At 46.5% G+C, this 11,795-nt stretch carries 9 protein-coding genes and 1 pseudogene; 2 read left to right on the top strand and 8 right to left on the bottom strand.

Annotated features, from left to right (window positions below):
* Window positions 1-30: 30 nt before the first annotated feature.
* The gene (locus tag CEQ48_RS12830) at window positions 31-1,719 is read right to left on the bottom strand and encodes an NAD-dependent malic enzyme (RefSeq protein ID WP_089071514.1); all 1,689 of its coding nucleotides are present in this window, start codon (window positions 1,717-1,719) and stop codon (window positions 31-33) included.
* A 466-nt stretch (window positions 1,720-2,185) separates the two neighbouring features.
* On the opposite strand from CEQ48_RS12830, the gene CEQ48_RS12825 reads away from it, so the two are divergent.
* On the top strand, window positions 2,186-2,536 hold the full coding sequence (locus CEQ48_RS12825) for a transporter (protein ID WP_113597973.1): 351 nt from the start codon (window positions 2,186-2,188) through the stop codon (window positions 2,534-2,536).
* A gap of 277 nt (window positions 2,537-2,813) precedes the next feature.
* On the opposite strand, the gene CEQ48_RS12820 is transcribed toward CEQ48_RS12825, so the two are convergent.
* From CEQ48_RS12820 to CEQ48_RS12790, 7 genes and pseudogenes are all read right to left on the bottom strand, one after another.
* On the bottom strand, window positions 2,814-3,920 hold the full coding sequence (locus CEQ48_RS12820; RefSeq protein WP_089071512.1) for a phosphoribosylaminoimidazolesuccinocarboxamide synthase: 1,107 nt from the start codon (window positions 3,918-3,920) through the stop codon (window positions 2,814-2,816).
* Between the two features lie 165 nt (window positions 3,921-4,085).
* A complete protein-coding gene (locus tag CEQ48_RS12815) occupies window positions 4,086-4,484 on the bottom strand; it encodes a helicase (protein ID WP_089071511.1) in 399 nt (132 codons plus the stop codon).
* Between the two features lie 291 nt (window positions 4,485-4,775).
* Window positions 4,776-4,959 (bottom strand): annotated as a pseudogene (locus CEQ48_RS20625) (hypothetical protein).
* Between the two features lie 149 nt (window positions 4,960-5,108).
* On the bottom strand, window positions 5,109-6,125 hold the full coding sequence (locus CEQ48_RS12805; protein WP_198301147.1) for a J domain-containing protein: 1,017 nt from the start codon (window positions 6,123-6,125) through the stop codon (window positions 5,109-5,111).
* 100 nt (window positions 6,126-6,225) lie between these two features.
* On the bottom strand, window positions 6,226-6,894 hold the full coding sequence (locus tag CEQ48_RS12800) for a YiaD family glycine zipper/OmpA-like lipoprotein (RefSeq protein WP_001927630.1): 669 nt from the start codon (window positions 6,892-6,894) through the stop codon (window positions 6,226-6,228).
* 102 nt (window positions 6,895-6,996) lie between these two features.
* Entirely contained in the window at window positions 6,997-7,680 is a 684-nt protein-coding gene (locus CEQ48_RS12795) for a DUF2786 domain-containing protein (protein ID WP_181710738.1), read from the bottom strand.
* Between the two features lie 130 nt (window positions 7,681-7,810).
* Window positions 7,811-8,494: a DUF3334 family protein gene (locus CEQ48_RS12790; protein ID WP_181710737.1), complete on the bottom strand. Its 684-nt coding sequence runs from the start codon at window positions 8,492-8,494 to the stop codon at window positions 7,811-7,813.
* A gap of 213 nt (window positions 8,495-8,707) precedes the next feature.
* On the opposite strand from CEQ48_RS12790, the gene ydiJ reads away from it, so the two are divergent.
* A complete protein-coding gene (gene ydiJ / locus CEQ48_RS12780) occupies window positions 8,708-11,743 on the top strand; it encodes a D-2-hydroxyglutarate dehydrogenase YdiJ (RefSeq protein ID WP_198301146.1) in 3,036 nt (1,011 codons plus the stop codon).
* Window positions 11,744-11,795 lie beyond the last annotated feature (52 nt).

Genomic DNA, 11,795 nt, shown 5'->3' with positions numbered 1-11,795 from the left:
CCCCTGATTGCAGGGGCTTCTCCGCATAAATTAAAACGCAGTGCGCTTATAACGGCGGTAAACTGGTTGCCAGAAATGTTGTTCAATTGAGGCTTCCAGCGCTTCATCGGTGACTTCTGGAGCCACACCCTGTTCAATCGCTTTTTTCGCTACTGCGAAAGCAATCTTCTTCGAAACAGAGTGGATAGATTCCAGAGGCGGCAGTAATGGTCCATGACCATTGATGGCCAACGGTGAGCAACTTGCCAGTGCACGGCTCGATTCCATCAGCATTTCGTCGGTAACGCGGCGTGCGTTTGCTGCCAAAACCCCTAAACCGATACCCGGGAAAATGTAGCTGTTGTTACATTGCACAATTGGGTAAGTTTTGCCTTCATGCAGCACAGGGTCAAACGGGCTACCTGTCGCGACCAAAGCCTCACCGTTAGTCCAACGGATAATATCGCTCGGCAGAGCTTCAACACGGCTTGTTGGGTTCGATAGCGGGAAAACAATAGGGCGTGGACAGTGCTGATGCATCTCTTTGATGACCTCTTCACTAAACAGACCGGGCGCACCAGACACACCAACCAGCACGGTCGGTTTGGCATTGCGGATCACATCATGCAGCGAGTAGCCGTTGTTTTCCGTTGTCCAATTTTGCGTGTTGGCTTTTTTCTGCACTAGGCGCTGTTGGAAGTCGAGCAGATTTGGCATGCCTTCTTCGAGTAGGCCCCAGCGATCCACCATGTAAACTTGTGAGCGCGCTTGCGCATCGCTGATGCCTTCAGACACCATTTGTGCAATGATCGCTTCCGCGATACCGCAGCCTGCAGAGCCCGCACCCAAGAAGGTAATGCGCTGATGTGAAAGCTGGCTACCCGCCGCTTTACAGGCAGCAAGCAGTGAGCCGACGGTGACCGCCGCTGTGCCTTGAATATCATCGTTAAAACAGCACACACGGTTTTTGTAACGCTCAAGCAGTGGCATGGCGTTCTTTTGGGCAAAGTCTTCAAACTGGATCAATGCATCTGGCCAGCGACGTTGCACGGCTTGCATAAACTCTTCAACGAAGTTGTCGTAGTCAGGTCCAGTGATACGTGGATGACGCCAGCCCATGTACATAGGGTCAGCAAGACGTTGCGGGTTATTCGTACCCACATCCAGAACCACAGGAAGCGTATACGCTGGGCTAATGCCACCACAAGCGGTGTAAAGTGACAGTTTACCGATGGGAATACCCATACCGCCGATGCCTTGGTCGCCAAGGCCGAGAATACGCTCGCCATCGGTCACCACGATCACTTTGACGTTGTGGTTGGCGGCATTGTTCAACAAGTCATCGATACGATCACGGTTAGCGTAAGAGATAAACAGGCCGCGGCCACGGCGATAAATGTTAGAGAAGTTCTCACACGCCGCACCCACTGTCGGGGTGTAGATGATTGGCATCATCTCGGAAATATGGTTCTGCACTAAGCGGTAGAACAGGGTCTCATTGGTGTCTTGAATATTGCGCAGATAAATGTGTTTATCCATGTCACTTTCAAAACCACGGTACTGTTGGTATGCGCGTACCACTTGTTCTTGAATGGTTTCCGTCGCTTCGGGCAGTAAACCTTCTAGATTAAAAGAAGCACGTTCTTCCGCACTAAAGGCACTACCTTTGTTGAGCAGAGGAGTACTGAGAAGAGCTGGGCCTGCGTAGGAAATATACAGCGGACGTTTATCGTTATTCATGTTCGGCCTATTGATTGGTAGGGTAGAAGTGAAACGCGAAAATGATACCGACTTGCTGGTTGGATTGTAAATAGACAAACGGCTTGCCTCTGTTGATTATCCTGCTTCTGTGCGCAAGCACAGTGTTTAAAACAGGTTTATCGGTTTAGGGTGGGGGATTTATGTGCAACGAGTTAAGCAAGGGAGTAACAGCGTCTAGCGCTTCATCGAATAAGAGGGAATCATTGTTCGGCAGCACGATTTTGTTTGAATAGGAAAATATTAATCAACAAGGCACATATCATTTTAAAAATGTAGGTACAGTGTTATCAGATTGGTTTTTATATAGCCTTTGTAACCGATTGCGCATCATAAAAGACTGTTTTTTTATATCGTATTGCTATATAGCAAGGCTTGGTCAATAGTTACAGCACTGTGTTACCAATTGTGTCGGGGGACAAAAATGGAAAAAGTAAGGATTAGCGCAGTGTTCGATTACACCACCTTTTTGGGCGCTTCTTGTGCGAAAAAATGGACTTTCGCTGAAGCAATCAGTTCCTTTGCCCCAGTGTTTGGGATTGCTTGGTTTGATGCGATCAAAACGGGGCAGAGCCCGGAAGAACGCTTGTGGGATGTGGCGCTCAAAGAGCTTTCTACCCGCTCAAGCGATGAATCTAATGTGATCGCTTTAGTGAAATTGGCCAAACAGGAAGGCATTGATGAATTAACGTTAGTCATGCCTTATGCCTTGGATGAGCAGCAGTTAACCACGATTCAAAGCAAAAGTGCTGCGCATATTGAATCTACCAGCCAAGAAGAGTTTTTGATCAAGTTTTAAAAAACTTACTTGGTGTCGCGAGTAGAACATCACTAAATATGAGTACAACTCAGGGGCTATCGCCTTCCTACTTAAAGCTGCAGCGGTGGTGGCTACGTTCGTTCACTCCAATCATAGAGTCTGTCTATGCTCATGGGGATGAACTCACTTGTCGCCTACCTGCAACTCCAAGTCGTTTGGATCTATAAGCCCCTTAGTTTTTATCCGTGGATCTCTCTTGCTTACCACTTACTTATGATTCTAAGCTGCGAGGTATAGCAAAAACCGCAGACAGGGTTTATCGATCGATCAATCCGTATTTTTTATCTAGGATCTCGATGATCTCTTGTTTTGGCTGGTTACTCAGATGGATAGGTTGTCCCGTTATTTTTTCGGCAATACCCAAATAGGTGCGTGAGATATCAAGTAACGCTTCCAGTGGTAAAGCATTATCACGTGCGAGAGCTTCACGTTCAGGCATGCGATCTTTGTTGAGTAAAATGTCTGGGTCTGGGAAGTAGTTCAGCAAAAATTGGCGGAATCCCTCTTTGGAATTTTCGACAATCTTGCCTTGCTGATATTGCTGCGCATCCCAAATACGTGATGAGTCAGGGGTGCCCACTTCATCCATATAGATCAGTTTTTGCTGTCCTTGCTGATCTGCCACGTAACCAAATTCAAATTTGGTATCGACAAATATTTGTCCCACATTTTTTAGCGCTTCGCTGATCACAGTAAAACCTTGCTTGAGCAGAGTTTCGTAATGGTCAATGTCTTGTGGTTGACTGAAGTTGAATGCTGCGTAATTGGCTTCAATATCTTGGCGCGAGATGTTCACGTCATCGGCTTCTGGCACACCGGGAATACCACGTAAAATACCTTTGGTGGAGGGTGTCATTAACAGTTCTGGGAGTTGACTATCTTTCTCTAAACCTTCTGGTAGGGTAATGCCACAAAACTCGCGCTCACCTTTGGTGTAAGCGCGCCACATTGAACCGGTAATATATTGACGGCAGATGGCTTCAATTTTGATAGGGCGGGCTTTTTGTACAATCCACACAAAAGGATGAGGAATATCGAGAATATGACTCTCCGCCAAACCATGCTGTTTGAACAGTTTGAACCAATGATTCGAGATGGCATTGAGCGCTGCACCTTTACCCGGTACACCATGGACACCGCCTTCCGCGTGCCAAATGCAATCGAAGGCTGAAATACGATCACTGATGACCATAATGGCCAGCGGGGCATCTTCAGCAACTGGATAATCTTTCTCTTTAATTAGGCGGCGGCTGTCTTGCTCCGTCAACCAGTATACCGAGCGAACTTTGCCGCTGTGTACTGGCTGATGGGTACGAATGGGTAGGTCGTCATTGACGGCAAGGACTTGATCTGCAAGGCTCATTGAGACATTCCTATCTGAATTCAAACATCATTTTTGCGATTTAGCTGAACATAAAATCGCGGGCTGAGCGCATGATACCAGAACTAATTTATGCTGCCAGATAAAAAGCAAACGTTTGCTTAAATTTGTTCCTGCCAGATTGTTTAAGTAAAGGTGGTTTAAGGATCAGTGTAGTGAATGCGTGGTTTGCTTAATAAAAAACAGCTCACAGCCATGCTGTTGGGCAAAGTGCATCAATTGCTTTTGAGTCACGCTATCTATCGCATTGGATGCCACAATCGCGCTGGCAGTACGGCAAGCAATCGCCTTCGCAACAATTTCTGCTTCAGAGTGGCATGTTGATGTTTTGAGATGGATAACTTTGCCACAATCGATCTGGTGCTCGTGGAGTGATTGACGGTTTGGACGTCGACATTGAGCCGTATAGAGAATCCATTGTGAGCGCTCTGACAAACTGGCCAGTCGCAGCATCAGGTTTGCCTCGCCCAGATCATTCTTTGTACGTAATGTGCTGAGTGTGTGCGAGTTATGTAAGCCAAAATGTTTGAATTCAGTGTGTAGCATAATACTGTCCCTCCATACATGCTGTATGTAAATACAGTATTATTGGTTGGTTGTTTTTGCAACTTATTTTTGGATAAAAAAAGCACAATAATTCGTTTTATTACACGACGCTTCTTATTATCCATCTGATTTTTATTAATTTTATTTCTTGTTGATAAAGGTGGAAAAAAATAAGGATTTGTGGTTTTTGTGAGCAATGCCACGTAAGCCGTGTCGCGGCGTATACAGGTATGTGCGGATAAAACAGAAAAAGCGCCATAAGGCGCTTTTTCAAGTTTAAGGGGATGCAGTTTATCGAGCTGCTTGTTGTTTTTTCTCGGAATGCCATCTCAGCTAAATTAAATTGCCTTACATCCATTCGGGCAAACTCATTGCAGTTTTCACATGAATGATGGGCTTTACCATCCACATATTCATGTCTTGTCAGTAGTTTTGGCTGTTTACACCAATCACAGATGCCTTCTACGCTAAACATTGTCTTCTCTCCCACCTAAATCAGGCGCAAATTTCGCGCGGATTATGGCACGGCTAAATAAAAAAAGTTAACTATTTGTAATTGTGGATGAGAAGGAGATCGATTGCGTACGCCTTGGTTTTTCAAGTCTTGGATACGGAGTTTCAGGTTTATGCTTGTTTTTGTAACGTTTTGTTAACTGAGTCAATCACGATTTTTACCGCGCTATTTAAGCGCTTCATTTCTTCTTCGCTGCCATGCAGGTCAGGGTGATAAATTTTCGATAACTGTTTGTAACGCAGCTTGATCATTTTGACGTCAGGGCGTTGGTGTTGGTGGAAGCCCATTAAGGCGTAAGCTATCGCGACTTTTTGGCCGTTAAGATCGCTGGTTTGGTTCTGTTGTAGCCGTTTACACTCTTGATAGAGATGGTCTAACTGCTGTTTTTGCCTTTTGATTATGAACTGTTGCTCTTTCCATTTCCCTTCGTAGTCAAGGTGTTTTACCGCGACGATATGGTTGCGTTGTCTGCGCCATATCATGCGGATAGTGATAATCGTCAGTAATAAGATGAGCGCCACCAAGGTCGGCAATAGCCAATCACTGGTGATGGTTTGGCTCTCTTTTATAACGGGAATTGTGGTGCTTGGTCGTGCAAGATCTTGATCAATTAGGTTATCCAACTGGCCAATGCTATTGAGCTGTTTTTCACGTTGCTGATTGAATTTTTGTTCCAGTAAACGCGCGTATCCTTGCTCAGATTCTGGATCTTGATTGGCGTTGACTCTATACCAAATCTCAGCCAGATCGAGCGCAGTAATCGCGGCGGGATGTTGCTCATACCATTTGGCTAAGGTAGTGCCTGCTTGAGTGTTACCAGTCAATGCCAGCTTGATTAGCCAGTATTGGGCTTGCTGTGGATCTTTTTCCACTCCTTGGCCTGTCAGATATGCGTTGGCGACTTGGGCCATGGCGGGCGGATGGTTCAATTCAGCGGCTTGTAAAAACCAGTAAAACGCTTCATTCAGGTTTTGCGGGGTACTACTTCCGGTTTGATAAGCCAAAGCGAGTTGATATTGAGCTTGCGGATTTTGCTCTTGGGCAAGTTGGGTGAGTTTCGTGACATCATCAGCGGCTGCCAGTGGCAATGAAAACAGCAAAAACAGCCATAAACTCCGCAAACGCATGATCTTTCTTTCCCTGAAAATGAAACGCTCGGTCAATTCGCTGTCTAGTTGAAGTTGCAGCCGTTGTTGCTGCAACTTCAAGCTAATGAGCGTGTAAACACTATTTGAGTGGCAGAATTTGAATTTCGACGCGGCGGTTACAAGCGCGGCCTTCTGCGGTGTTATTTGAGCATAGAGGGAAACGCTCACCATTACCACGAGCAATTGCACGTCCCGCTGCAACCCCTTGAGAAAGCAGGAATGAACGCACTGACTCGGCACGCTTCTCTGAAAGCACTTGATTGGTGGTATCACTGCCAGTGCTATCGGTATGGCCTTCAATCACTAAGCTGGTATCAGGGTATTCGACCAGAATACGCGCGACACCACGTAAAGTTTTATGGATATAGCTATCAAGTTGGTAAGAGTTGCTGGTAAAGCCAATGCCGTTTTCCATGCGTAGCATCAGTTGATTTTCACCAACGCGTACCACTTGGACGCCAGAATCCAACAAAGCTTTGCGTAACTCTGCTTCTTGTTGATCAAAGTAGTATCCGATACCGCCGCCGACCGCTGCGCCACCTGCCGCGCCAATTAAGGCGTGCTTACGGCGCTCTTTGGCATCGTCACCTGTCGCTAAACCAACGGCTGCACCTGCTAAGGCACCTAATAAGGCTCCTTTAGTGGTGGCGTTGGTTTCTGTTTCTCCGGTCGTCGCATTTTGGCGCTGGGTAGCCTGACAGCCAGATAAAGCGACGACTGCGGCTAACAGCAAAGTGGTTTTGTTCAACACATTCTCTCCGTTTATTGAATGATATTTCGCGCAATAGACGAGATTTCTCGTTCCCCGTCAATCAGTAGGGGGCGCATTTTACCAATCTCTTACAAATGTTTATTTGAGTAATTTTGGGGCTTGCGCGCCGTGAATCGGGCGATTGACTGAGACTCGGCGTCCTTTTTTGAGTCCGGTCTCATAATCTTCCGTCAGATTTTTCATCGCTTCACGCAATTGCTGTTTGAAGGTTTCACGGTCGATATTCTCAAATTCCTTATCAATATAACTATTGATTTTGTTCATGGAGTCTTCGTCCGGAGTGATGATGGGTAATTTTTCTAAAGCGCCTTCAATCCAGCCAGAAACAAATGAGTTAACTCGACGTGTCACCTCCAGCGAAGAGGTTCCGGTCCCAGCAAAACTGTTACGGAATTGTCCCGTTTGCTCGTTCATTTCACGATAGATAATGTCAAAAGCAAAAGCCGCGAAGATGGCGCGATCCGCTTCGCCAATAAATTCAACGCGTTTTAAGCCTTTATGGTTGATCAATACCGCTTCCACACCGAATCGGGTATTGATGCCTCGGATAACTCGCAAAATCCCAGAAGAAATGGCTGTCGGAAGTAAATGGGTCGACTGCGTTTTCCCCATTTTGATGAACTCGATATCATCTTTGTCGAGGCCATACTTGAGCATGAGGTTATGTGCCATTTTGATCGCGTTTGCGGCCTCATTTATATTGGCAGAATTACCTAGCTCAAGGCATTTGGCGATTTTTTTAAGGGCTTTTTGTTTATCCATTAGCAAGCAAAATAGATTCGGTACGGCTTAAGAAAAGTCCGACATTCTAGCGTTTTTGACTGCTAAGGAAAAGGGAAGAGGTCATCTCTTACAAGATGACCTGAAACGGTAAACGATTTTTGAAAAGGAATTAGATGCCAAGCTGATCCAGTAAATCAGCAGCAGCGTTATCTTCTACTGAGCGGTTGGTGACATCCTGAGATTTTTTCTGTTTCTGTGTGGCGGCCAAAATGTCGTCAGGACTTTCGTCTTCCTGAACATCAAACTCTTCGAGTTGGATAAACTCGGTTTTGTCCATCGCCAGTTCAAGATAAAAGATGTTGTTACTGGCTGTTGAAAATGTCACACGGCGCGCTTGTGGGCGATCTAGGTTGGTATCTACAGATAAGATCACCTGCTTGTTCAAAGAGAGCATTTTAGGCTGGTTCTGGGTGATGTTGGTTTGCAGCTCTTTGCGCACCTTGTTGGTGAAGTCACCGACAAGCTGGTTCATCAGCTCACCAAGAACATCGCCAACTTCATCTGACGTGTGTAGTACCGCGAGTTCTTCTTCCGGCATGCCCATATTGCGCATGTAATTGGTGTAAACCTCAAGTGCAGCTTTGGCAGTAAAGTTGATCACCACGAGACCGGTAAATCCACCATCAAACAACACAAAGCACCCGAAGTCTGGTTTGAGTGAGGTTTTATTAATCTTTTGCACCATCGCGGAGTAGTTGATGGATGAGTTAGTTGCCGAAGTGAGAACCGTAGAAACCGATTGGCACAGCATAAGTAGGATATCTTCCGTTGTTACTATTTGATTTTTTTTCATCGTTTTTTCCATACAGTTCTAAATAAGCGAAATAACAGAATATGTCAGTCATAAACAAAGTTGAAAAAATTCTGTTTCACCGCATTCTGGCACTCAGATTCTGATTTGATCACCATTTTAAATGTTGTAAAGTGACCGAATTCAAAGATTACTCTTTAAAATCTAACAATAACCCAAAGCTGATTGGATCAGCGTAGTAGGGGCAGGAAGCAAATGTTACCAAGACTCCATCACCAATCCGACGTTGATCCGGTGGTTTTAACTTTTTTACACGAGTTAAAAACCGCAGGATTTACCGGCGATATTGAAACCCAATACTCTAGCCGTCTTGCGGTAGCGACGGACAACAGCGTCTACCAACAATTGCCTCAAGCGGTCGTATATCCTAAATCCACCGCTGATGTTGTTCTTATAGGAAAGATTAGTTCAAAACCAGAATTTGAGAGAGTGACTTTTTCACCTCGTGGTGGCGGTACCGGCACGAATGGTCAATCGCTCACTAAAGGTGTGGTCGTTGATTTGTCGCGGCATATGAACCGTATCCTAGAAATTAACCCGCAAGAGGGATGGGTACGAGTGCAGGCGGGGGTTATTAAAGATCAACTCAATGATGCGGTGCGCCCACACGGTTTTTTCTTCTCTCCCGATCTTTCGACCAGTAATCGCGCGACGCTTGGCGGCATGGTTAACACCGATGCTTCAGGGCAAGGGTCGCTACAGTATGGCAAAACATCAGATCATGTACTCTCACTGCAAGCGGTATTTGCCGATGGTTCTTTGCTGGAAACCGATCTTTCGCAAGGTTTGCCTGCTCCCCATACCTTTGCCGCGCAAGCAATGCAGGTGACTGAGCAGGTTTGCCGTACCAAACGTGAACAAATTGTCGCGAAATTTCCGCCGCTTAACCGTTTTCTCACCGGCTACGATTTAAAAAATGCTTTGAATGAAGCCGAAGATCGCTTTGATATCACACGGGTATTGTGTGGCGCAGAAGGTTCACTGGCATTTATCACCGAAGCCAAACTTAATTTAACGCCAATCCCCAAAGCACGCACGTTAGTGAATGTGAAATACGACAGCTTTGATTCTGCACTGCGTAATGCCCCTTTAATGGTTGAAGCGAAAGCTTTGTCGGTAGAAACCGTTGACTCGAAAGTGCTCAATCTTGCCAAAGAAGACATTATTTGGCATAGCGTAAAAGACTTGCTGACCGATGTGCTGGGAAAAGAGATGCAAGGCATCAATATGGTCGAATATGCAGGCCAAGACAGCGTGCAGATTAATCAGCAAGTCGCACAATTAACCGCGCGCCTTGATGAGATGATGGCTAACCAACAAGCGGGAATTATTGGCTATCAAGTCTGCAGTGATTTAGCGAGCATCAACCGCATTTACAATATGCGTAAAAAAGCGGTGGGCTTGCTCGGCGCAGCCAAAGGCCGAGCTAAACCGGTCGCCTTTACCGAAGATACCTGTGTGCCGCCAGAGAACTTAGCCGATTTTATCGTTGAATTTCGCGCGCTGCTCGATTCCAAAAATCTGGCTTATGGCATGTTTGGGCATGTGGATGCGGGTGTATTGCATGTGCGTCCTGCGCTTGACTTGTGCGATCCCAAACAAGAACTGTTGATGCGTGAAATCTCCGATCAAGTGGTCAAGCTGGTCGCAAAATATGGCGGCTTGATGTGGGGAGAACACGGTAAAGGTTACCGCTCGGAATACGGTCCAGAATTTTTTGGTGAGGAGCTGTTCACTGAACTGCGTCGTGTGAAAGCGGCGTTTGACCCGCACAATAAGATGAATCCGGGCAAGATTTGTACTCCGCTTGATACGCCGTTTGAACTGGTCAAGGTATCGGATACCAAACGCGGCTTTTACGATCGCCAAATCGACGTCAAAGTGCGTGACAGCTTTAAACAAGCGATAGAGTGTAACGGTAACGGTTTGTGCTTTAACTACGAAACCAGCTCTCCGATGTGTCCTTCAATGAAGGTGACGGCGGATCGTCGTCACTCGCCGAAAGGGCGCGCAGGATTAGTGCGGGAATGGTTACGCCAACTGACAGAGCAGGGCATTGATATTCTCGATCTTGAAAAAGCCACGCTCGAATCCTCGCCAACGGTAAAATCCATGCTGGATCGGGTTCGTCATGCTTTTAGCAAAGATAAAGAATACGACTTTTCGCATGAAGTGTATGAGGCGATGAATGGTTGCTTGGCTTGTAAGGCGTGTGCAAGCCAATGCCCGATTAAGGTTGATGTGCCAAGTTTCCGCTCGCGTTTTCTGAATATCTATCACAGCCGTTATCCGCGCCCAGTCAAAGATTATTTAGTCGCGAATATCGAAACCTTATTACCTGTGATGGCGAAGGCTCCGCAACTGATGAATAGCGTTTTAGCACAATCTGCGGTGCAGAAGTTAACCGCGAAAACGGTGGGTTATGTCGATGCGCCACTCTTGTCGGTACCGACACTCGCACAGCGTTTGCGCCGTCATCCCGTCGTCCTGTTTGATATGCAGCGTTTGGCGGGGTTATCGCAAGAAGAGCGCGAGCAACATGTGTTGATCGTGCAAGATCCGTTTACCAGTTATTACGATGCGGATGTGGTCGAAGATTTTGTCGCCCTGCTGCTTAAGTTAGGCAAAAAACCAGTATTGCTGCCGTTTAAACCCAATGGCAAAGCGCAACATATTAAAGGCTTTCTACGCCAATTTCGTTCGACGGCAGCGAATACCGCGGCATTTCTGACTCAAGTGGCGGATCTCAATATTCCGCTCGTGGGTGTCGATCCTGCTTTGGTGCTTTGCTATCGCGATGAGTATGTTGAAATATTAGGCAAAGAGCGCGGTGAGTTTTCGGTTCTGACGGTTCATGAATGGCTCAAACCACGCCTGTCGCAGTTTACGCCTCAAGCAACCGATGCACAGCCTTGGTATTTATTGGCGCACTGTACGGAGAAAACTAAGCTGCCGAATGCGGAAAAAGAGTGGGTGGAGATCTTCCACCACTTTGGTACGCAGCTCACTGCGGTGGCGGTAGGGTGCTGCGGTATGGCGGGTACCTTTGGTCATGAGGTGGATAAATTGGCGATGTCTCGCGATATTTACGATTTGAGTTGGCAGCCCGCGTTAGCTTCGTTACCGAAAGAGCGCTGTCTGGTCACCGGGTACTCGTGTCGTAGTCAAGTGAAACGGTTTGAGCAAATCAAGCCTAAGCATCCGTTGCAGGCTCTGTTACACTTGCTATAAACAGAATGCCCAGTGACTCCACTGGGCTTTTTCATTCAGTTGAATTGAGGTG

Origin of the sequence: Vibrio tarriae (genome assembly GCF_002216685.1) — a bacterium.
In the GTDB taxonomy this organism is placed as follows: Bacteria; Pseudomonadota; Gammaproteobacteria; order Enterobacterales; family Vibrionaceae; genus Vibrio; species Vibrio tarriae.
This window is presented reverse-complemented; position numbering and strand designations above follow the sequence as displayed.

Coding starts and splice junctions, on each gene's coding strand:
- CEQ48_RS12830 (WP_089071514.1), bottom strand. CDS start 1,719: ATGAATAACGATAAACGTCCGCTGTATATTTCCTACGCAGGCCCAGCT.
- CEQ48_RS12820 (WP_089071512.1), bottom strand. CDS start 3,920: ATGAGCCTTGCAGATCAAGTCCTTGCCGTCAATGACGACCTACCCATT.
- CEQ48_RS12815 (WP_089071511.1), bottom strand. CDS start 4,484: ATGCTACACACTGAATTCAAACATTTTGGCTTACATAACTCGCACACA.
- CEQ48_RS12805 (WP_198301147.1), bottom strand. CDS start 6,125: ATGCGTTTGCGGAGTTTATGGCTGTTTTTGCTGTTTTCATTGCCACTG.
- CEQ48_RS12795 (WP_181710738.1), bottom strand. CDS start 7,680: ATGGATAAACAAAAAGCCCTTAAAAAAATCGCCAAATGCCTTGAGCTA.
- CEQ48_RS12790 (WP_181710737.1), bottom strand. CDS start 8,494: ATGAAAAAAAATCAAATAGTAACAACGGAAGATATCCTACTTATGCTG.
- ydiJ (WP_198301146.1), top strand. CDS start 8,708: ATGTTACCAAGACTCCATCACCAATCCGACGTTGATCCGGTGGTTTTA.